The organism is Mycolicibacterium vulneris, from assembly GCF_002104765.1.
GTDB classification, from domain to species: domain Bacteria; phylum Actinomycetota; class Actinomycetes; order Mycobacteriales; family Mycobacteriaceae; genus Mycobacterium; species Mycobacterium vulneris.
This window is the reverse complement of the sequence record NZ_NCXM01000053.1, coordinates 1-21,168: the sequence shown is the minus strand read 5'-3', so window position 1 is coordinate 21,168 and position 21,168 is coordinate 1. Positions and strand designations below refer to the sequence as shown.

24 protein-coding genes are annotated in these 21,168 nt (G+C 60.2%); 19 read left to right on the top strand and 5 right to left on the bottom strand.

Translation table 11 applies throughout. From position 1 onward, the window contains the following. Window positions 1-591: 591 nt before the first annotated feature. Complete coding sequence (locus B8W69_RS28725; RefSeq protein ID WP_245843412.1) at window positions 592-1,260, top strand: TnsA-like heteromeric transposase endonuclease subunit; 669 nt, start codon at window positions 592-594, stop codon at window positions 1,258-1,260. A 174-nt stretch (window positions 1,261-1,434) separates the two neighbouring features. Here the strand turns inward: B8W69_RS28725 and B8W69_RS28720 are convergent, their stop codons facing one another. The 5 genes from B8W69_RS28720 to B8W69_RS28700 form a co-directional block, all read right to left on the bottom strand. Beyond that, window positions 1,435-2,469: an LLM class flavin-dependent oxidoreductase gene (locus B8W69_RS28720; RefSeq protein ID WP_085293054.1), complete on the bottom strand. Its 1,035-nt coding sequence runs from the start codon at window positions 2,467-2,469 to the stop codon at window positions 1,435-1,437. A 248-nt stretch (window positions 2,470-2,717) separates the two neighbouring features. Continuing rightward, window positions 2,718-3,023: a transposase gene (locus tag B8W69_RS32380; protein WP_085293053.1), complete on the bottom strand. Its 306-nt coding sequence runs from the start codon at window positions 3,021-3,023 to the stop codon at window positions 2,718-2,720. Between the two features lie 383 nt (window positions 3,024-3,406). Then, a complete protein-coding gene (locus B8W69_RS28710) occupies window positions 3,407-4,195 on the bottom strand; it encodes an enoyl-CoA hydratase/isomerase family protein (RefSeq protein WP_085293052.1) in 789 nt (262 codons plus the stop codon). Beyond that, window positions 4,186-5,004: an SDR family oxidoreductase gene (locus tag B8W69_RS28705; protein WP_085293051.1), complete on the bottom strand. Its 819-nt coding sequence runs from the start codon at window positions 5,002-5,004 to the stop codon at window positions 4,186-4,188. The genes B8W69_RS28710 and B8W69_RS28705 overlap by 10 nt, the downstream gene beginning before the upstream one ends. A 64-nt stretch (window positions 5,005-5,068) precedes the next feature. Then, window positions 5,069-5,803: a glucose 1-dehydrogenase gene (locus B8W69_RS28700; RefSeq protein WP_085293050.1), complete on the bottom strand. Its 735-nt coding sequence runs from the start codon at window positions 5,801-5,803 to the stop codon at window positions 5,069-5,071. A gap of 393 nt (window positions 5,804-6,196) precedes the next feature. Here B8W69_RS28700 and B8W69_RS28695 point away from each other — a divergent pair, with 393 nt between their 5' ends. The 18 genes from B8W69_RS28695 (at window position 6,197) to B8W69_RS31890 (ending at window position 21,069) form a co-directional block, all read left to right on the top strand. After that, window positions 6,197-6,859, top strand: coding sequence for a TetR/AcrR family transcriptional regulator (locus tag B8W69_RS28695; RefSeq protein ID WP_085293049.1), 663 nt, complete (start codon window positions 6,197-6,199; stop codon window positions 6,857-6,859). 248 nt (window positions 6,860-7,107) lie between these two features. Then, window positions 7,108-8,631 (top strand): flavin-containing monooxygenase, encoded by a 1,524-nt coding sequence (locus B8W69_RS28690; RefSeq protein WP_085293048.1) that lies wholly within the window; start codon window positions 7,108-7,110, stop codon window positions 8,629-8,631. Between the two features lie 427 nt (window positions 8,632-9,058). Then, window positions 9,059-9,877 (top strand): ABC transporter permease, encoded by an 819-nt coding sequence (locus B8W69_RS28685; RefSeq protein ID WP_342744730.1) that lies wholly within the window; start codon window positions 9,059-9,061, stop codon window positions 9,875-9,877. Beyond that, window positions 9,877-10,725, top strand: coding sequence for an ABC transporter permease (locus B8W69_RS28680; RefSeq protein ID WP_085293047.1), 849 nt, complete (start codon window positions 9,877-9,879; stop codon window positions 10,723-10,725). Before B8W69_RS28685 ends, B8W69_RS28680 begins: the two co-directional genes overlap by 1 nt. A 43-nt stretch (window positions 10,726-10,768) precedes the next feature. Next, complete coding sequence (locus B8W69_RS28675) at window positions 10,769-11,848, top strand: MlaD family protein (protein WP_245843410.1); 1,080 nt, start codon at window positions 10,769-10,771, stop codon at window positions 11,846-11,848. Next, window positions 11,845-12,849 (top strand): MlaD family protein, encoded by a 1,005-nt coding sequence (locus tag B8W69_RS28670; RefSeq protein ID WP_085293045.1) that lies wholly within the window; start codon window positions 11,845-11,847, stop codon window positions 12,847-12,849. The genes B8W69_RS28675 and B8W69_RS28670 overlap by 4 nt, the downstream gene beginning before the upstream one ends. Then, window positions 12,837-13,817: an MlaD family protein gene (locus B8W69_RS28665; RefSeq protein ID WP_085293044.1), complete on the top strand. Its 981-nt coding sequence runs from the start codon at window positions 12,837-12,839 to the stop codon at window positions 13,815-13,817. The genes B8W69_RS28670 and B8W69_RS28665 overlap by 13 nt, the downstream gene beginning before the upstream one ends. Then, window positions 13,817-14,911: an MlaD family protein gene (locus B8W69_RS28660; RefSeq protein WP_085293059.1), complete on the top strand. Its 1,095-nt coding sequence runs from the start codon at window positions 13,817-13,819 to the stop codon at window positions 14,909-14,911. The genes B8W69_RS28665 and B8W69_RS28660 overlap by 1 nt, the downstream gene beginning before the upstream one ends. A 29-nt stretch (window positions 14,912-14,940) precedes the next feature. After that, the gene (locus B8W69_RS28655) at window positions 14,941-15,933 is read left to right on the top strand and encodes an MlaD family protein (protein WP_245843408.1); all 993 of its coding nucleotides are present in this window, start codon (window positions 14,941-14,943) and stop codon (window positions 15,931-15,933) included. Further along, window positions 15,930-16,883, top strand: coding sequence for an MlaD family protein (locus tag B8W69_RS28650; RefSeq protein ID WP_085293043.1), 954 nt, complete (start codon window positions 15,930-15,932; stop codon window positions 16,881-16,883). The genes B8W69_RS28655 and B8W69_RS28650 overlap by 4 nt, the downstream gene beginning before the upstream one ends. Window positions 16,884-16,938: 55 nt before the next feature. Further along, on the top strand, window positions 16,939-17,613 hold the full coding sequence (locus B8W69_RS28645) for a hypothetical protein (protein ID WP_085293042.1): 675 nt from the start codon (window positions 16,939-16,941) through the stop codon (window positions 17,611-17,613). Window positions 17,614-17,698: 85 nt separating this feature from the next. Continuing rightward, complete coding sequence (locus B8W69_RS28640; RefSeq protein ID WP_085293057.1) at window positions 17,699-18,298, top strand: hypothetical protein; 600 nt, start codon at window positions 17,699-17,701, stop codon at window positions 18,296-18,298. A 134-nt stretch (window positions 18,299-18,432) separates the two neighbouring features. Further along, complete coding sequence (locus B8W69_RS28635; protein ID WP_133058045.1) at window positions 18,433-18,834, top strand: hypothetical protein; 402 nt, start codon at window positions 18,433-18,435, stop codon at window positions 18,832-18,834. An 88-nt stretch (window positions 18,835-18,922) separates the two neighbouring features. Next, window positions 18,923-19,333, top strand: coding sequence for a hypothetical protein (locus B8W69_RS28630; protein WP_085293040.1), 411 nt, complete (start codon window positions 18,923-18,925; stop codon window positions 19,331-19,333). 170 nt (window positions 19,334-19,503) lie between these two features. After that, on the top strand, window positions 19,504-19,860 hold the full coding sequence (locus B8W69_RS28625) for a hypothetical protein (RefSeq protein ID WP_245843406.1): 357 nt from the start codon (window positions 19,504-19,506) through the stop codon (window positions 19,858-19,860). A gap of 91 nt (window positions 19,861-19,951) precedes the next feature. Further along, window positions 19,952-20,218 carry a hypothetical protein gene (locus B8W69_RS28620; RefSeq protein WP_085293056.1) on the top strand — a complete coding sequence of 89 codons (267 nt, stop codon included), beginning with the start codon at window positions 19,952-19,954 and terminating at the stop codon, window positions 20,216-20,218. Window positions 20,219-20,221: 3 nt separating this feature from the next. After that, entirely contained in the window at window positions 20,222-20,572 is a 351-nt protein-coding gene (locus B8W69_RS28615) for a DUF732 domain-containing protein (protein ID WP_342744729.1), read from the top strand. 365 nt (window positions 20,573-20,937) lie between these two features. Continuing rightward, complete coding sequence (locus tag B8W69_RS31890; RefSeq protein WP_281255253.1) at window positions 20,938-21,069, top strand: hypothetical protein; 132 nt, start codon at window positions 20,938-20,940, stop codon at window positions 21,067-21,069. The last annotated feature ends 99 nt before the right edge of the window (window positions 21,070-21,168 follow it).

Below are 21,168 nucleotides of genomic sequence, written 5' to 3'. Positions count from 1 at the left end.
CTACGATGCACCACGGACCGACCAACCCCTGGTCGAAATCCAATAGCCCGAGCCCCCGGGAAAACCAGGGCGATTCAGGGTATTGAACTTCGCACGTTTGAGGGGACGGTCGTTTTGCGTTGCTGAGCGGCTCCGCGCGGGTAGGGCCGGGTCGGCCAGAAGTTGTGCATCCTCACAAAACCCCGGGCGTCCGCTTCGAGCGCCATATCGGGCGTCTGCACATCGAGCGTCAGCGTCGTCAAATCGGACAGTTCTACGAACCACGACTATTATCTAGGAATACCGCCGCGCTTCTTGCCGAGGGAGTCCTCTTCACCGTAAACCCACCGTAGTTATTGGTACTCGATGCAGTTGACGTGGGTCTATGGCATTCGATGTGCGACAAAATCTCGATCGCCGGCCTTCGGCGATCCAGTGTCCGACCGTTCGATGATCGACAAGCTGAATTTGGGTCTGCATCGTATGCGTTCCTCTCCGTGCTTGTGTAAGAGGAAGTCCTTGAAATTCGCCGCAAAGTTTTCGATGATTGGCACAGAATGCCAGCTGTACTGTCAAGCAACACTTGGCAGTGCGTGTGGTGTTCGGAGCGTCATGATGGTGCTCGAGTCTGCTGTCGATCTGGGTACCGCGGTCATTTCTTATCGGCCTGCGGTGGGTGACGAGCGGTCGCTATCTGCCGAGAAGGTGTCGCCTGCTGCGCTTTTCGACGCGGCACCGTGGCGGATTTTCCGCTGGTATTTCGGGCAGCGCCATTATTCGGGAACGTACTGGTCTGCCACTGAGCGTGACCATGTCATCTACGAGTCGCGCTTGGAGTTGGCGAATCTACTGCTGGCTGATTTTGATCCCGCGGTACGCCACATTGTCGCTCAGCCATTTCTGCTGTGTGTCGAGGTGGATGGACAGGTGCGCAAGCACATTCCGGATTATTTGTGGGACAGCGATTCCGGGCTGGTGGTGGTCGATGTCATCCGCACCGAGCGGATGAGTCAGCCGGAGGTCGCGGTGTTGTGCGAATGGACTCGCCGAGTCGTCGAATCGTTGGGTTGGTCATACCGGGTGGTTCATGAACCGCCTCGTATCCTCTTGTCCAACGTGCGCTTTCTGGCTGGTTATCGCCGCGACTGGCTGATCAATCAATCCATCTTGGATGAGATGCGTTGCCGTCTAGCGGGATTCACCGGTATGTCGATCGCTGACGCAGAGCAGACCATCGTGGGGTTCCCGCAGCAGCTGGTCTGGGGTCAGGCCATCATCTGATGAAATATGCGGCAGTTGTTCATGCATATCAGCAGTTATCCACGAGCGTTTCTTACGATCTCTGGTGGATAACCAAGACCCGGAACCGTCCGACGTCGCCCATTGGCCAGGACCCGGTCGGTTGTCTCGCGGACCGGTTCAGTTCACGGTGATGCAGCGGTGCAGCGGGTCAGGTCATGTGTTCGCTGCCGACCGCGCGAACGCTGCCAGTATTTGGTGATAGGCGTCTTCGATTTCGTCTGGGGACAGCGGTGGGACATAGGGCGTGTGCAACATGACATGTCCGATAAGGCTTTCCCACTGCTGCAGCTGCGCTCGACCTTCTTCCGGCGACCCGGCGATTGCGAACGTCTCAACCAACTTGTCATCGGTCACATCGCCGAGTGCGGCCGGCCCGCCCCTAGCGAGGGCCTGGCGAACGTCGTCGACTTCCTTTTGCAGACCGTGCGCCGCGACGATGCCGTCCTGTACCGGGTTGGCGACGAGTTGACCGACGTGGATCCGCGCCCGGCGGATTGCCTCATCGCGATCGGTTGATACGGAGCAAATGACCTGTGTCGCCGTAGCGAGTTCCTTGACGTCGCGGCCGGAGCGTTCCGCGCCTTTGGCAAGGTTCGGTAACACCACTTCGGAAACGTAATTGCGCGAGTACCCGCCACCAACCAGGCCGTCGCCGAGTTCGCCGGCCAGCTGGATCATCTTCGGATTCATCCCCCCTAGGAGCAGCGGTATGTGACGCTTCAGCTCCCGGCTGCCTAGAGGGTTGAAAGGGGGAGTATTGAATCGGTAGAACTCACCGTCAAAGGCCGCCGGCGATTCGTCAGCCATGTAGTTCCAACACAATTTCAACGCTTGGACGTACTCCCGCATCCGGCTCACCGGGCGATCGATCGGAGCACCATGCAGGGTTGTCATAAGGTCAGGTATGCCTGTTCCAAGACCCAAAACCAGTCTGCCACCGGACAAATCGTTGACATCGGCCGCAGCGTTGGCCAACTCGAACGGCGTACGACTGAATGCGGTGGCCACAGCGGTGCCCAATTTAATGCGCTGCGTGCACATGGCGGCCGCTGCCAAAATGACCAGCGGATTCTCGTAAAGTTCAAAGTCCCATACGGTGTCGAAGCCCGCATCCTCAGCTGCGCGAGCCATTTCGGGATACTTGCAAACGGGCTGAGTGCTCATAGGAATGGTGACGCCCAACTGCATGAAACCGTTACCTTTCGTACTCGCCGGATCGTACGCACGCGCCGCGAATCAGACCTTCGAATAAGTCAGTACAGGATGACTTAGCAAGACGTAGCGTGTCAAGGACCACATCTGGCGTCAACAAGAGGGTTGCCATCGCGATCCCGTCATCGATGCCGCCTTCGACCAGGGCAGTCTTGACGAGGCGGTCGTAGACGTTCGATGTGTCTGTTGAACATGCTGGGCATCCCGGCTGGGGCGGGTTCTGGTCAGCGCGTGATCTCCTGAGAACGCCCCGGCTGAGGTGGCGGGATTCGGTCCAATCTTGTGTTGTTCGCCAGGACGGCGCCGACGAGTCGAATCAGGGCGGTGGCCGGGAAGATGTCGACGGCGTCGGTCCGCGGGCGGTTTTCATTGAGCCGTTCCTGGGGGTTGTTCGGCCAGGGTTGGCGCCAGATCTGCTTTGGCAAGTCTTCGAACGCCAGTAGACCCGATCGGGGCGCTTCTAGATCGTCGGCGATCATGGGCAGCTTGTGGGACAGTGCGTCGACGATCCGATTATATTGACCTGCAATAGATTGCGCAGGATGAACGCGATGCTAGGTGACCCACGTCCATGAACTCCTGGGGGCCTTCCGGACCCAGATTGGTGGTGGTGTATGGGTTCTGCACCGCTGCCACGCCGCGCCGGTCAGAGTCACACCCAGCGCGGCTACCAGGCTGCCGTGCGCATCAGGCGGTCAGTGACCGTCATAACAACAACCACCCGGCGCAGTCCGCGGTGGTGCTGATAGTCGGTGCCCGTGTTTCGCCGTAGATGCATCTATGGCAATCTGCCATGGGTAGGGAAGGGAAATTAACCTGTCACCGTGACGAAATGCGGCAAACCTCCCCTCCCAGTTGCTCGCCGCCTGCTCCATAGCTGCTTTATCGGATGTGTCCGCCTGAATATGGCAGGTCACCGTGGTCGTGCGGCGAAGCGAGCGATTGCAGTCGCGAACTCGGCAGACTCCGCCTGCCGCCCTTGCAGCCGGGCTTCTAAGTCCAGAGCAGCATCCAGCCCGGCCAACACACCTTCGTTTACGGTCCGCTTGATCGAGGCGTACGCCTGGGTTGCTCCGCGAGAGAGCCGGTCGCACAGGGCGTGGGCTTCTTGGAGGAACGTCGCGTCGGGAAGTACCGAGTCAACCAGGCCCCAGTCCATCGCGAGCCGTGCGGGAAGTCGCTCGGCGCCGAACATGAGGCGGTTGTATCTGCCGAAGCCAGCGCGAGCCGGCACCAGGCAGGACGCACCGCCGTCGGGAACGAGCCCGACAGTGGTGAAGGGCGTCAGCAGGTAGCTCGATTCCGCGGCGAGGACCACGTCGCAAGCGAGCGCATAGGACACCGCAATTCCGACTGCCGGACCGTTTAAGGCGGCGACGACCGGCTTAGGCAGGTCCCTAATCTGCCGCACAGGTCGATTGAAACATTCCCGCAATGCCCTTTCGAGGTCGGGCGCTCCAGAATTGAGTTTAGGCCCCTCGAGGTCTTTAAGATCGGCTCCTGCGCTGAAAGCGCGCCCAGCTCCGGTAAGTAGCACACAACCGATGCCGGGATCATTAGCGTGATCAAGTGCCGCGACCAATTCATTACCCAGCTGCACCGTTAGGGCGTTCAATGCGTCAGGACGCCGAAGCTCGATGGCAAGCACCTCGCCTTGTTGTCGGACGGCGATCGGCGCTTCCGCTAGGCCTGTCACGAGCACGCTCGCTCAAGCGCTTGATTGAAGCGGCCGGATCCGGTCAATGCGAGTCCTCCGTCGGCCACCAAAGTCGTCCCAGTCACGAAGGAGGCGAGGGGGGAGCAGAGGACGAGTGCCATGCTCGCGATCTCGTCGGTCGTACCAAAGCGGCCCAACGGCACCATGTCCGCCCACGCCTCCTCACCGACGTCCGCCGCTAAACGACGGACGCCCTCGGTTCCGGCAATGGGCCCCGGCACGATTGAGTTGCACCGAATCCCATAACGCCCCCACTCAAGCGCCAGATTGCGCATGAGATTCTCGACACCCGCCTTCGCGGCGCCGGCATGCGCTTGATGGCTAAATGGGACGAAGGCCTGACCAGCGGAGACGAAGAGCAAACTTCCGCGCGTCGCTCGAAGCTGTTCGAATGCTCCGTTCGCCGCGTTGAACGTGCCGATGAGGTCAATGTCGACCACGGTACGGAACCCGTTTGGCGTCAGATCTTCTGCACGCACCATGAAGTTTCCGGCTGCACCGCACACGACGACGTCTGCTGGACCATGCTGATGTGCGGCGCTTTCGAGTGCCGCGCGGACCGCGCCGTCATTGCGGACATCGGCGACGAATCCAAGGGCTTGGCCGTCACCCGCTTGAGACAGTTCCGCGATAGCCGAACGCAACTTGTCTGCATCCCGCGCACAGATCGCGACTGCAGCACCATGTTCGGCGAAACTTCGGGCGATGGCCAAATTGATTCCGCTACTGCCGCCGGTCACAAAAACGCTTTTCCCGGCGAACATTTGGGGCGTGAGACACGTGGAAGACGTCATCGCGGACCACCGTCGACTGAGTCGCCGCCGCATGGTTCCAGTCGAGTAGCGGCGAATTGCATGCTCACGTTGCGCTCCAGCCTCCGTCGACAGTGAACTCGGTCCCAGTTGAATAACTCGACTCGTCGGAAACGAGGTGAAGTACCAATTGAGCCACTTCTATAGGATTCCCAATGCGACCCAGCGGGAGATTCGGCATTAGCTGGTCGATAATGGCCTTCTGGGCAGCAGCAAGAGGTGTGTCGATCACGCCAGGGTGAACTGAGTTGACTCGAATGCCTTCATGACCGAATTCCGCGGCCACCGCCTTGGTGAAGCCGCGAACGGCCCACTTGGACGCCGTGTACCCGGCGGCCCCTGCCATGCCGACCATGCCTGCCAACGAGGAGACGTTTACAACCGACCCGCCACCTGCGCGTCGCATGGAGGGCAAGGCTGCTTTAAAGCCAAGGAAGGTGCCCAATAAGTTGACGTCAAGGAGCCGGCGAAACTCCTGCTGGGGTACATGTTCCGTCGGGCCGTACGATGCGATGCCCGCGCTGTTCACCAAGGCGTTGATCGGGCCGAAGGCGTCTTCGGTGCGTAACACTGCGGCCTCCCATTGTTCCTCGCTAGTTACATCGAGGTTGAGGGCTATAGCGTTGTTGCCGTTCTGGTCTGCGACTGCCTTCGCGTCCTCGAGCCGGACATCGGCGATAGCTACTCTGGCGCCTTCCTTGGCCAGGAGCCTCGCTGATTCTCCGCCGATGCCACCACCACCGCCGGAGATCAGAACCACCTTGTTATCGGCGCGACCCATCAGAACGTCCTATCTCTTTGTGCCAACGGAACTGCTGAGAAAAGGGCCGAATCTGCAATCGACGGCCGTGAAACCATCGAGATCGATCAAGAAGAAGTGGATCGTACTGCGGCGATCCGCGGTCTCGCAGTCGTTGCCAAGTCATACCGGCTCTCAAGTCAGCTTAGGATGACTTAGACTGTGGCGGTGTGTCAAGAGGGGACGAGAGTGAACGACGTACGTGCCTGTCGGCACCGATCAACTGGTCACCCCGATGGTCCGCTTCGCGCTCGGCATCACCGAGACCCCAGGACGAGGGGGACTTGTGCACTCGCGGATGTACGGTGATCTCGTTGCTGGCGACGACCATTATCCGGCGTGTCGTCGGTGCGTCCGATCGGCGGAGGAGCAGGCGTGAGCGCAGCCGACGACAACCAGCCGATGTCCCCTCGTCGTAGATTGCCCGCCGCTGAGCGTCGCAAGCGGATCTTGGCTGAGGCCCGTGCCGCGTTTCTCGAAACCGGTGGAGATTTAAAAGGCGTCTCCGTCCGCGCGATCGCCCAGCGGTGCGGGGTGGATCAGGCGCTGGTCTTTCGCCATTTCAAGACCAAAGAAGGCCTCTACCGAGAGGCGGTTTTGGCGCCCATCCAGGAAGTAGTCAATGGCCTAGTCGAGAACGCCGAGAAGGCGGCTCTTAGTGAATCTGAGAGTGAGCGCATTGAGCGCATCACCACGTTAACCCGCGACGTCGTGTTTGCGATGTGCTCGCTTCCCCCCGACGTGGTCCGAACCGTCGCGATGCTGTTCTTCGGCAAAACCTCAGACGCCGCAGAATTCTACAAGAGCACGTTGCAACCTACCTTTAGCGCGTTCGAAGCGATAGTGGTGAAGGAGCTGCCGCACTGGGAGCATCGTGCTTTCTCGGAATCTCTGAGCGTCCGCATGCTGGTGTCCACCTGCTTTTGGATTTCGGTGGAGGGCGAGGTCAGTGGATCGCCGCTGGACTGCGAACGGACGGCTGCGGAATTAACGAGCCTGATGTTGCACGGGATGGTTAAGCGCGAAGATCACGATTAAACCCAGGTCGAACCACTTTTCGGGCTAGACGCGGGCCTTGTCCACCGTGCGCGCCGGTTCACGAACAGCGCATCGGTGCATCGATGGTGCTCAGCACAGCTCTCGGTCACGTGGGCAGCAAAGTGTGAGGCTTGACACGCTGTACACCCAGAAGTCATCATTGCCTGACTTAACTAGTCATCTCACGCTGACTTAGCGGCGTCCCGCACGCGCTAGAGCACACGTCCTGCGTCCGAAAGGGATCCAACATGGTGTTTCAGCAAGCCGAGCACGGCCAGCGCCGAGAGGTCGACGCGGTCGTGCTCGGTGGTGGCATATCCGGGATTGCCGCCGTCATTCGGCTCCGCAAGGAGGTTGGACTGACGGACGTGGTGCTGATCGAGCGTGCCCAGCAGCTCGGCGGAACGTGGTATTTCAACACGTACCCGGGGGCCGCATGTGACATACCGTCGTCGCTCTACTCGTTCGAGTTCGCACCCAATCCCAATTGGTCCCGGGTGTTCGCGAAGCAAGGTGAGATTCTCGACTACATCCAGGACGTAGCAATGCGATTCGGTGTTTACGACCGAGCCATGCTCGGTACGGAAGTGACGCAGGCTCGTTGGGACGAATCGTCCCAACGATGGCTGGTCGACACGACCGCTGGCGATTTCTCTACGCCAATATTCGTGTTCGGAGTAGGAGCGCTCAACGAGCCGCTGATCCCCCAGGTTTCCGGTACTGAGAAGTTCGAAGGCACGCAATTCCACTCGGCCCGTTGGGATCACGATCACGACCTCACCGGAGAACGAGTCGCAGTCGTAGGCTCGGGAGCGTCCTCCATTCAATTGGTCCCGGCCATTCAGCCGCGCGTGAAGAAGCTGGTCTACCTTCAGCGAACCGCGGGCTGGGTGTGGCCCAAACCGGACTGGCGCACTACCAAGCTCGAGCGCGCAATCTACAGGCGCTTTCCGGTGACTCAGCGTCTGCTTCGCGCCGGCCAATTCCTCTTTGCCGACTCGCTCATCAGGGCCTACCTCAATGTGCGAATCGCTCGACTGCTCAATTTAATAGGCCGTCTGCATCTTCTCGTCGTCGTGCGAGACCGCAATTTACGCAGAATCCTTACGCCCACGCATGACACGGGTTGTAAGCGCATCATGATTGCCAATGACTATCTTCCGGCGGTCGCCAAGGACAACGTCGAAGTGGTTCCGCACGGGCTTCGGGAGGTTCGAGCGCACTCCGTTGTTACCGCCGATGGAAACGAACACGAGGTTGACACGATCATCTGGTCGACGGGATTTCACGCCGTGGACCCACCCTTCATCGATCACCTCTATGGCCGCGACGGGCGGTCGCTAGCCGAAGTCTGGCAGGGCAACCCAAGGGCTTACATGGGCGCGAGCATAAATGGCTTCCCTAACGCATTCATGATGTGGGGCCCAAACAGTGGCACTGGCTGCAACTTCGTGATGGTGGAAGCACAACTCAATTACGTCATTGGAGCTATCCAGGCCATGCGTCACGCGAAGGCCTCCAGCTTGGACATCAAGGCAAGTGTCGTCACTCGCTGGAAGGCCGAGATGAACGACAGAATGTCGGGCTCCACCTGGAGCCGTGGCGGCTGCCGGAGCTGGTACCAAGACGACGCTGGAGAAATCCACGCGATATACGGCGGCGACATGTATGGCTTTTTGAGACGAAGCCGAAAAGTTGAGGTCGACATGTTCACCGTGCAATACGACCCCTCCAGCAAGTACCCGGTCGCCGCCGCCGAGACCATGGGTTGAGGGTCGCTCCTCGAACTGATTCAAGGGTCAATGGAATCGCTGTAGACGGAAAGAGAGCACATGCACCGCGCCATCAATAGATTCTTCGCCTGGATTGGCGCCTTGGGTGTCATCCTGCTCTTCACCGGTACGTACCTCGCCGTCCTGTTTCCGTCCACCGCGCCGAGTAAGACGCACAGGAGGCGGCTGAGTTCGGTGGTACGGAGGTCGTCGTGACGCAGACCTGCCTCTGGATGCCCGCCGGCTGTGACGGGCTGCCAATGACCCAGGCGCAAAATTGGGGGGGTTTCGACCGAGCGGCGGGCCGTCACGTTTCTCTCCTATCGGCACCAAGCACGTTCGTGGTCTCCGGATGGTAGAAGTCGCAAGCCGTCCCGCCACGTTGAGTCAGCCCGGCGGTCACAAGCAACCGCGGAAGTCTCCGTCCTTGCTGGCCACGGCAGGGCGGAAGGCGTCGGAGCTCGTCAAGGTGCCAGTCGCGGCCGCGGGTACCACCGGCCGCGGCGTCGGCCTCGCTGTCAACGTGCTTCGTTATGCCGTCGTTGACACCTTCACCCTTCGACTGCCGATCGAGGAATTCTTCTGGCAGGCCTGGGCACTGCTCAAGGTGACCGCGACGCCGGCAGTGCTGATGGCGATACCGATTGGCGGCATTGTCACGGTCGTGGTTTCCGGGCTGGTAGCCCAGGTGGGTGCGACGGCACTACTAGGCGCGGCGAGCGGGGTGGGCGTACTACGGCAGGGGGCGCCCGTCACCGCGGGTTTGTTGATGGGTGGTGCCGCGGCCTCGGCCATCGCGTCCGACTTTGGGGCGCGCGCCATCCGCGAAGAACTCGACGCCATGCGGGTGCTTGGCGTAGACCCGGTCCGACGTCTGGTGGTGCCGCGATTCCTGGCGTTGCTGCTAATTGCCCCCATCCTGACCTTGGTCATCATCGTGTCGGGCACGGCGTCTGCATTCCTTCTCTCTGTGCTGGTCAGTGGCGTGGCACCAGGAAGCTTTTGGAACTCGTTCGGAACGTTCGCCAAGATGATTGACGTTTACTTCGCGATGGGCAAGGGGCTCATCTTCGCCGCGATCGTGGCGGTCGTCTCCTCCATGCGAGGAATGGAAGCAAAGGGCGGTCCGCGAGGAGTGGCCGACGCCGTGAACGCGGCCGTCGTAATCAACGTCATTCTCATCCTTTTCGCGAACCTCACAATCACGCAGATATCGACGATGTTCTTCCCGACGGCGGTGGCGTGATGGCGGCTCCTTCCACCTTCAGCCGCGCGGGTACGGTCGCCGTGCAGACGGTTCAAGTGCCGCTGCGCGGATTAGGGCAGTGGACCCTGTTTATTGCCGAAGTGCTGTTCTACCTGCCGCTGACAGTCCGTAAGTACTCCCGGCAGACGCTTGCCGCGACGATCAGCATGGCGTGGGGCAGAGGATCGCTGATCGTCGACGGCGGCACGATCAGCGTCCTGCTCCTTCTTGGTATTGCGACCGGCGCCTCTTTGGGCATCGAGGCGCTCGCCGTATTGAACATCCTGGGCTTCGGGCCGCTGGCGGGCATCATTGGCGGCATCGGTGCCGTTCGCATTCTCGGACCCATTGTCGCCGGAATCGCGTTCATGGCGCAGGCGGGCACACGAATGACAGCCGAAATCGGGGCCATGCGCATCTCGGAGGAGATCGACGCCGTCGAAGCCATCGGTTTGCGGCCAATTCCATTCGTCGTGGGCACTCGCCTGATCGGCGCCTTGACGTGTGTGATACCCGGCTATCTGCTGACCCTCATGGGGGTGTTCTACACGATCGACCTGGTGGTGGTCGTCTTCAGTGGTGAACACGGAGGCACCTACAACCACTACTTCGTCATGTTCCTCAACCCGGTCGACCTCCTCTACTCGACGGTCAAGTTGAGCACGTACTGCGTCGCGGCGACGTTGATCCATTGCTATTACGGCTATTTCGCCTCGGGTGGCCCCGTCGGCGTCGGTATGGCGTCAGGTCGGGCCGTACGCGCGAGTCTGGTGGTGATCGTCGTGCTGGACTTCACGACCACCGTGCTGCTGTGGGGTCTCCGGCCCGAATTCATCTTCAAGGGATAGGGATCATTTCGTGCTAAGAGGATCGTCCAAACACCAGGAGCAAGTGCTATTGGCCATCGGCGGCGCCGTGGTGCTGTGCATTGCCCTGGCCGTTGGCTTTGCCGTCCTGGACCCATTCGGTGGACGGGCCAAGGGGCTGTTCTCGATTTCCATCACGACGCCGTACGTCGGACAAGGTGTAGAGGCGGGAACAGCGGTCGTCCTGCACGGCGTCAAGGTCGGCCAGGTCACCAGCGTCAAGACCACGGCCAGCGGTGAAGTGCAGCTCGACACGGACCTGGAGACTGAACCCACCCGGGGCCTGACGAACACAGTGCACATAGATTTTCGGCCCATCAACTACTTCGGCGTGCCAGGCGTCAACCTCGTCCCGAAACCCGGCGGCCAAGCCCTCCGCGATGGAAGCAAGATCACCCTGATGCCGACAGGAAACTTTACCCTGTCCGAACTGCTCAACCAGTTGGGCAACGTCACGGAAGCCGCTCTTACACCACAGCTGATTCAGGTCATCGATCGCGTAACCCGCTACACCGACGGACTCAACCCGTTGTTCGAAACGGCGGTGACGATTTCCCGAGCGGTCGAAGCCGTGCAGACGGACTCCACCGAAGACCAGGTGACCAAACTGTCGTCGGCTATCGCAGCCGTTCCGCCGTTCGCGGACGAGGCGATCATTGCCGGCAGGCGAATCATCGATTACAGCTATTACCCCGGACAGATCCGGGAACCAGCGGCGTCCGCCGGCCCAAGGTACGAGTATCCATTCCTGCAGAATGCGATTACCCCAAGCTTGGGTGACTTTTCAGAGGATTACTTCAAAGCGCATTTTCTTGACAGCTTGGACGCAGCGCAAAAGGGACTCTTCGCCGTCGTGGGTAAAGTCCTAAGCAGCCATGTCGATGACCTGCTTCCCTTGATTTCCGGAATTAAGGTAATTACGGACACCGGACCCGTGTTGTTGCGACCGGGGGACGTAGCCGAAAAACTCGCGGAATTGCGTTCCCGATTCGAGCGGCTCTATGCCGGCAATGGCGATCAGCATGCGATATCGGTCCGGGTCCTCCTGGACAGCCTGCCCGGCGTGGCTGCACCGATCGGACTCGTTACGGAGGGAACCCGATGAGTCTCAAAGCCGCGATGTGGCGGATCGGTGTAACCATCATCGTCTCCGTCGTGCTGTTCATCTTGCTGTCGAACACCATCGTCAATCCCGTGGATGTGAATACGCGGACATACCTCGCCGATTACACGGACGCATCCGGGCTTCATCCCGACGGCGACGTGCGCGTCCGGGGCGTTCGGGTGGGAAAGATCGAGTCAGTCGGCCTCGCCCGAATCAATGGACAGAACCTCGCCCGGGTCAAGTTCACTCTGGATAACAAATACGGCATCGTAAGAGCTACAAGGCTCGCCATCAAGTTTCAAGCCCTGACCGGCGTCCGCTACATGGATGTCACGAACCCCGCTGAGGGATATCGCGGCGCTGACTTGGTGACGCAGATACCCACCGCGATGACCCAGCCCTCCTTCGACGTGACTGCACTTTTCAACGGTCTGCAGCCCGTGCTCGCCACGTTGAGTCCAGACGAGATCAACACCTTCACCGCCAACGCGGCATCGTTCTTGACCGGTGACGGAAGCGGATTGGCGCCCCTTCTGGACAGCATTCGCAGGCTGACTGAATTCGTGACGGACCGCCAACAGGTGATAGCAACGTTGATGAACAACCTGTCCGGCCTGGCCGAGGCCATCGGGGGCACGTCCGAGAAATTCATTCACCTCATCGACCTGGTAAACGAGCCGGTCGACGCCATCAACGGAATTTTGGACGAATTTCGCAAGGATGTCATTTATAGCAAGGACTTTCTCGATCCCGTTACACGCCTGCTCCACAATGCCGGCTTCAGAAATGGAATCAACGTGGACACCGCATTGGACCGTGCATTCAGCAATCTCGACAACTTCTTCGACGCATTCAAGTTGGTGCCCGTGATCAACGAAAACATCCCGCCACCAGGCGGCGACGGAACCGCGGTGGAGCCGTGTTCGCGCGGCAACTTTCAACTGCCGGAGACGATGGACGTATTGCTGAACGGACAACGGGTGGTCCTATGCAATCGCTGAAGTGGAACAGGGTGCTACACAGCCCGCTCGCCTGGGGGGTCACGGCGATGGTGTTCGCCGTCGTCGTAGGACTGGTGCTGACCTACGTCTACTACAACCCCCCGGGCAAGGATCAGATCGTGTCCTTCTACACCGACGATGCGGCGTCGATCCGCGTCGGAGACGAGGTGCGGATGGCCGGCATCAAAGTGGGAACGGTAAGGGGCCTATCGCTGGAGCCACATCAGGTATTGGTCAAGGCACGCATCGATGATCACGCCTTCGTCGGCGATCAGTCGCAAGTAGACGTTCGAATGCTCACTGTCGTCGGGGGATACTACGTCAATCTTGTGTCGATGGGTAACGCTCCACTGGGGCCAGAACCCATTCCGCTGTCACGCGTGACGATGCCGTACAGCCTCATCCGCACACTGACTGACACCACCAAGATCACCCAGAAGGTCAATACGGCGCCGGTCAACGAATCGCTCAATCAAATCTCTCAGGGCCTGACCGGAACGAATATTCAGGTCATCTCGTCCACCATCGACGCCGGCAACGCATTGATGTCGACGGTCGAACGGCAGCGAGGCCAAGTGACCAAGATCCTGAACTTGTCGGATGAATACATAAGGTCACTGTCAAATTATCGGGACAAATTCGAGCAACTCGTCAGAAAGGTCTCGATCTTGACTCAGACAATGGTCATCTACGACAAAGGGCTTTCCCAGACGGTCCAAGGACTGGCTGACGTCCTCCAGGCTTTGAAGCCCCTTGGTGATTTCTATGAAGGGCACCGTGTCGAATTCATCCAACGGGTGCGAGATTTCCTGAAAAGAGGTCGGTTGTTCGTCGAGCGTAACGGGGTGACGATTCGTGTCCTCAAGCGGACACAGAATCTGTTGGACCGTGTGTTGAACGCGCAGAACGCCGATCCGGGATTACTGGCGACGGACCTCTGCGTGCCGGTCCCGGGAAGCGCGTGCTGATGCTTGCACCGCTTTCGCGTCGATTCCGGCGAACGCTGCCGGCGTTCGTCGCCGTGGTGGCCGCGCTCTCAAACGCATCGTGTACGTCGCCCCCCAAATCGCAGGCCGTCGACTACTGTGCGGTCATGCCCGACAGCGTCGGGCTATATGTGGACAACCCGGTCACCCACCTGGGCTATCCGATCGGGAAGATCGCCGCCATCACACCATCCGCGCAGTCCGTCCGCGTCGACTTCACGATCGACGGCGGACGCCCGATCCCAGCGGACGCAAAGGCGGTCACCAGGTCGACCTCGATCCTTGCGGACAGGGCACTGGAACTGGTCGGCGATTATCAGGAAGGCCAACACCTGCCACCGGGGGATTGCATTCCACTCGGTCGATCATTGACTCCGAAGAGTTTGTCCGAAGTCATCGGATCGTCGACCACCTTCCTCAACTCAATCAACCCGGCGGGATCGCAAAACATCGGTGACCTGGTACGGGGTGTCGACGAGGCGTCTCGCTCCCAAGGGCCAAACGCCAACAATCTGCTGACCACCACCTCGTCGGTGGTGGAGTCGCCCGACCAGGCGATCGGTGACCTAGGCTCCATCACCCGCAACCTCAGGCAGCTGTCCACCATGCTTGTCGACGTCAATCCGACACTGAAGGGCGTGTTCGACGATGGAGCGCTCTCCGTCGCGCGAGAAGTTGACGACGGTTTAAAGGGCGCGACGGACCTGTTCGACGGGATCATCCCAGTCGTGGAAGCTGCAGCGGCCATTGAAAAGGAGCTCGGTCCGCAGATTCAACAGTTACTCGACGCGATTTCAGTGGTGGTCAGGAAGGCCAGTCCGCGCGCTCCCTTCTACGCGAGCCTGCTCAACGTGGCGCCCCGCGTGATCAACGGCCTGATAAACCTCGCCAACAACCATGACTTCACTCTTCACTACCGGCCGCCGTTGTATCGGATCCGTACGCCCGACGGCGTCCTCCAGTGCAACATCATGAATGCGTCCGTGCCGGGTAGCTGCGCGAACGTCAAGGGGACACCCTACGCGGTGGACGTGGCTCTCCTGCAGTACGTCCTGACGATGGCGGCCCACAAATGACACTTTGGTCCCGACTCGTCGCCGGAGCCATGGCCGCGGCCACGGCCGTCTCGGTCTCGTCCTGCGCAGCGATCAGCGTCGACGCGCTACCACAGCCGGGCCCGTCCTATCACGACGGGTACGACCTTGTGATGCAGTTCCAAAGCGTGCTCAACCTCCCCGGAAGGGCGAAGGTAGTGCTTGACGGCGTGACCGTCGGAGTCGTGACCAAGGTGACCCTCACCGACCGTGACGTGGAGGTCACCGCGCGCATGAGGCGCGGTGTCGTCGTCCCGTCCGACATCCATGCGGTGTTGCAGCAGGCGACGGTGCTAGGCGACATCTACGTTGCGCTTGAGCGACCCACCGCCGGTACGACCCAGTCCCCGACGCCGAGGTCCGTCCCCGCACCTGCGCTGACGCCGGGCGCGGCCATTCCCCTCGCTCAGACCACCTCCCCACCACAGCTAGAAGACACTGTTGCCAGCCTCGCGAACTTTGTCTCCAGTGGGTCGATTCAGCGGGCGCAAAACACTATCATCCGCCTCAACCGCGTGGTGCCGGCCAGCGACGAGGTACGAATTCTGACAGGTCGGGTCAAGACCGATCTGACGGCCCTTGCGGACAACATCGACAAGGTCGACGTCCTGCTCGACGGTGTGGCGAGGTCGGCTGCTGTAGTGAACAATCACATCCCGGAATTGCAGTATTTGTTCTCGCCGACGGGCCAACGCGGCTTCGAGCACCTCGTAGGTTGCTCGAACTACATAGCCACCATCTTCCCCGGTATCGGAAGCATCACTCTCGGCGGATACTGGCTGGTTCCGTTCCTGAACTCGCTGGCCAATTCCATTGGTGCGCTGCAGCAGTCAAAGGTGGCCGGTGAAGTGGAGATACCGAAATATCGGCGGATATTCACCGACTTGTTCCTCCCGGTCGACAAGTATCCGGCCATCAACATCACCTCGATCATCGGGCCTGACGGTCGCGAATTATCCGGCAACGTGCAAGAAGTGCTTCGGATTCTGGGGGCTACACCATGATCGCCATCACGAAGAAGGACGTCCTGTCGTATTTGGTCTTCGCAGTCCTCATCGCGATCGTCCTGGTTTATTTCGCGTCGCTGGGAGTCCGCATCAAGCCGCCCTCCAACCGAACCAATCTGTCCATGGAGGTCCCCGATGTCAACGGTCTGGTCGCCGACTCGAATGTGCTGCTGCGCGGCGTGCCCGTGGGCAAGGTGACCCATACCAAGACGGCCACCAACGCAGCATCCATCGACTTCTACGTCGACGCTCAATTCCAAATCCCGGTCAACACCGAAGTGCAGTTGCAGAACCTATCAGCGCTTGGCGAATCGTACATCGAGTTGTTGCCTCGCAGCGATGGCGGACCCATGTTCAAGGATCATCAGCGCATCTCCACGGATGCGGTTGTCCAGCCGCCGTCCATCTCCGAATTGGCGACGAGCGTCGTGCGAATACTCCACCAGATGGACCCTGATGCACTGAAACGCATCATCGGCGAGTCCGACGCCGCATTGCCAGATCCTGTCGCAGTGCTACCCAACCTGGCACGTGCGAGCACCCTGCTCAACAACATGCTCAAAGGATTGAACGGCCAGGGGCGAGAACTGCTGAGCAACTTTCAGGTACTGATCCGCAACTCCGGATGGGTCAACCCGGATCTCACCGCCATCACCCCCGAGGCGAAAGACTTTGGTGGACACTCGCAGGACTATTTCAAGCACCTGCCGATTCTGTTCAGTCGCGACCAGCCCGAGGGCCTCTACAATCTCAAGCACCTCGTCGACCGCGTTCAGACCCTCCTGGATAACAGCGGTGGCGACTTGAAGGTACTGGGCGAAGCGTTCCAACCGAAGCTCAACACCATCGCCGCGACCCTAATGAACTTCGACAGCGGACAGATTCTCGAGCACTTCCTTCAGCAGGTGCCAGCTGACGGGATGATCACGCTCCGCGTTAGGCCATGACCCGAACGGGCGCTAGCTCGCCTGGCCCGAAATTTATTACGAGAGAGGTTAAACAATGACCATCAACGGAACCGAAGTCCGTGAGAAGCGCCAATCCGACGACGGCGCCGCTACCCACGAGCCGGATGCGACCAAAGCGAAGCGGAAGCCATCCGAAGAGGTGGATGTGGACGCGTCCTCCGAAGGTGTGAAGTCCACACGCCGACAACGGTCGGTCTCCGTCAGCCTGCGGGACCTCATCCTGGGTGCGGTGATTCTGGCACTGGTAGCAGGGTCCGCCACGTTGGGTTGGCTGTACGCCGACGCGCGCCGCCAGCTCGACGCTCAAGCCGCGCAAACGACCGATAATGCGCACGCAGAGCGCATTGCGCTCGACTATGCCGTCAACGCCGCCACGATGGACTTCAAGGATCTTCAGGGTTGGAAGGTCAAACTCGTGGCCGGGACCAGCCCGGAACTCAGCAAGAAGCTCTCCGACGCGGGCACCTCCATGGAACAGGTTCTGGTGCCGCTGCAGTGGAGTTCGAGTGCGCAACCTCTGGTAGCCAAGGTGAGGTCGGCAACCGGCGGCGTCTACATCGTGGACAGTTTTGTCAGCGTTCGGACAAAGACCGTACAAGCACCAGAGGCGCTGCAATCGACGGCGACGTACAGCACAACGATCGACAGCAACCGCAATTGGCTGATCACCGACGTCGGCGGAATTGGTTCAGCGATGGGGCAGAAGTAGCAGCTGCACACGTCAGGAGGAATGGGCCATGACGGCCAGGAGAGACAGAATTCGACGCGGTGCCTGCGCCGTGGGCTGCACGGTGATGGTCGGGGCCATCGGCATCCTGACGGGGCCACCGGCTAGCGCCGATCCCAACGCCGAGGTCCCCCTTCCCGACCCGCCCTCAGACAGTGACCTGATCACGCCGTTGCCCGTCGTGACACCAACGGCGTCGACGTGGACCCCTAAGTTTCCGTTCCCCTACGATCAAACGAGGGACAGGGTCACAGACGCCGACATCACGGCGATGCGGGAGATGTGTCAGTGGTACAACGCTCAATACGCCACGCTCCGCTTTCAAATCGACAGACTGCAGACCAACCGAATCGATGACTACGGCAAGGATTTCGATTACACCCGGGACAACATCCAACAGCAGGTCGACATCGTTTCGGGAAACATCGGCCAGGCCGTCGACTTCTTGACACCGCGTGTTCAGTCCCTCACCCAGTCACAGAACACGTTCGGCGACCGCTACTTCCCCATTTACGAAGGCGAGGCCTTTTTCAAACTGTGGGAGCAGCTGTCCAACGTCAACAACGGGATCTTGGCGCATCAACCCGATTGGTTCACCGGGCCGTCGGTGCAAAAAGCGAAGCGTTGGGGCAGTGACATCCACCGCTCGCATGTGTGCGAAGGATGAAGCGCGTGTGCGAAGTGAAGGAGACGACGACTCGGCCACCCAACTCGTGGGCCCGCCGCCACAGTCGGCGATACGCCCTATCGCGCCGCCACGCCCGACTCGGAATATGCTTGATCACAACAACTCTGACAATTTTGAGCACTGCCATGGCGCCCACGGCGATGGCGGATTCCACCGACAGCCTTCGGGCCGCCGTGGCAGCGGCGCGGGGAAGGGCATGCGGGCCGTTGCGGTCCGACCCAGTGATCGACCACGCTGCCGCAGAGATCAACGAGACTACCGATAGGTGGATCAACAACGCATCACGCGCCGAGCCCGAAACCGATGCGTTATCTCCACTGAAGGACCTCGGCTACAGCGGCAGCAAAGCAACGATCCTGTCGGGCGCCGCGACGACCGACAGCGACGCGATAAAGGCAACCATATTGCAAGGTTTCGCCAAGATACCGGACTGCTCATGGACAGATTTCGGTGTGAACGCGCTGTACAACGCCAAGAAGGACATGATCCTGACAACAGTTGTGCTGGCTGCGTAAGCGCGCCTAGTGCCAACTCGTCGCCCACACCTCACGGTCTGTCGCTGAAAGGAACCACGTGAAGCGAACTCAAACAACGGCGGTACCGATGATCGTTGGCCTCATCGCCTTGGTGTACCCACCGGTCGCGTGCGCCGAGGACACCGTCACCTACGACGTCTTCTCGGACTCGGTCGCACAGTTGGCTGGCGTCGAATACCGCGACACGTCGGGTAAGCACTTGCTGCAGGACGTGCCGTTGCCCTGGACTTTGACCGTCCCGGTGGTCAATGCAACGAGCCCCACGGGTGACGGCGCCGAACTGCGAGCCGATTGGCGACCCAACTTTCGGACGGCGGCAACCGTCGCCCGGGTCTTGCAAGGCCATTTCGTGACTGTTCGGATCACAAGGGAAAACCGCGTGCTCTGCGAGAGCATCCTCGATCTCGGAAACGCGACATGCTACGGGAATGTGCCGCACACAGCGGAAAACGAATCGTCGCCGGGCAACTTGCCGTGACCGCGCGGCCTGGAACTGCAGCCCGACAACTTGGCCACTTGCTGGCGGTGCCGGCGTGCGTAAGCGGACTAATACTCGTCACTCCGCCCGCGGCGCGCGCAGAGCCAAACGACGGTGCCCCGACGAGTCCCTACCCGTCGACCTACCTCATCCTCAATTACTATGACAAGGTGAAGTACGATGACTACTTCACCAATAGTGCTGGTGGCGTATGGTTTACGACACCGCTTGGACTCAACTGCGGCATCTGGGACCGGGGCAGCTTTGGTTGCACGGGCGATATCCGCGGTGCACCACCAGGTACGACCAACATCGGGTGGGTGAACGGAAACATCGTCACACGCTACGACTGGCTGTTGGGCGTTCAGTTCCCCCCAGGAAAAGCCGAGCGAGATCTACCCCCGCGCAGCTTCATCGAATACAACGGGACCCGATGCGCCACCATGGCCGATACGAGCACCTTATGCGCGCATGGTCCCTACCGATTCTTCGTCACGCCGACCAAGACATGGCTAAGTCCGCCGTGATGAGTGTTCCACTGTACGAGGCCAACCCGTCAGATCACACTCCGAGGAGGTCCATTTGACTAGTCGCCGTAAGTTCACGGTCGGAGCATTGTTGGCTGCGACCGTCAGTGTGACCGTGCCTCCGCCAGCACATGCCGAGCCGTTGAAACCGTTGACGCCAGGCGAAGTTAAATACCTGAACCAGGCCCACCAGGTATACGCGGCCAGCCGCAACCCCATCGCACTTCGCAGCGACGGCGAGCTGCTCATTGATGGCCGGTATGCCTGCGACAAGCGCGCCGCAGGGTATGTCGGGGTGGGGGCAACGTTCGTGGATCCAGTACTCAGCCAACTAGCGTTTATCTATCTTTGCCCGTAACCAATGCCCCTTCATCTCCTAGAGAACGGAAGCCCAATGAGGATGCGTGCGCTGGCGGCTGCCTTCGTCGCGGTCGGAGTGACGGGCGCGCTACTGGCATCGCCGATGGCGCAGGCAGATGACGCCGACTTCGTGCGCGCCGCCAAGGCTCTTGGTTTAGTTCAGCGTTCCGACAACCTTATTAGCACTGCGCAGTCCGCATGCTATTTTCTCGTCCGCAACAGGGATCCTCTAGAGGTAGAAGCGCGCATCGCGAGGTACACGAGAATCGACCCACCCAGCCAGGCCCACCGATTCTTCGTTTTAGCCGTCAACACGTATTGCCCCCAGTACGCAGGAGTAGTTGGCCCCTAACTTGCACCCACGCTCACTGTCTACGCAGAAACAGTTCGCACGAACGACGCACCTGACTTCGGACATTTGGGTTCAGAATGGCGAGCGGGAGTCTTAAGACGCGCGCCCCATTCGTGTTCATTGAAGCGGACGCGAATGCCGATGGTTTGGCCGGCACGGTCATGCACGATGACCACCGTTTTCTCCGAAACCGGCCATGCCGCAACCAATCACAGCGCCGCTGTGCGGACGGGCTCCCGGCCTTCCTGGAAACCGGCGCCGTCAGTGTCTTCGCCGCGGGAGGCGTGCGCAGCGGCGCTGCGAAGCGGATGGGATCCGCGGTCTGCGAGCGGGCTACGGCGATGCGGAAGGTGGACGACTATCTCATGACCCGAACTGCGCTACGGATAGCCACGACCACGGTGGCGGACGCCGCCAATGGCGAAATCGCCATTGAGTTCGCCGTGCCCAGCGGTCTGGATCGGATAGTCGCCGAGGGCGAAATATGCCCGCTATGAATTTATCCATGAAACGCCACTTGGGTCTGCTGCAGGAATAGGTGACATCTGAGTTGGCTTGCCCGTGATGGGTGAGCTGGAAGGATGTCAGTGTGCCCA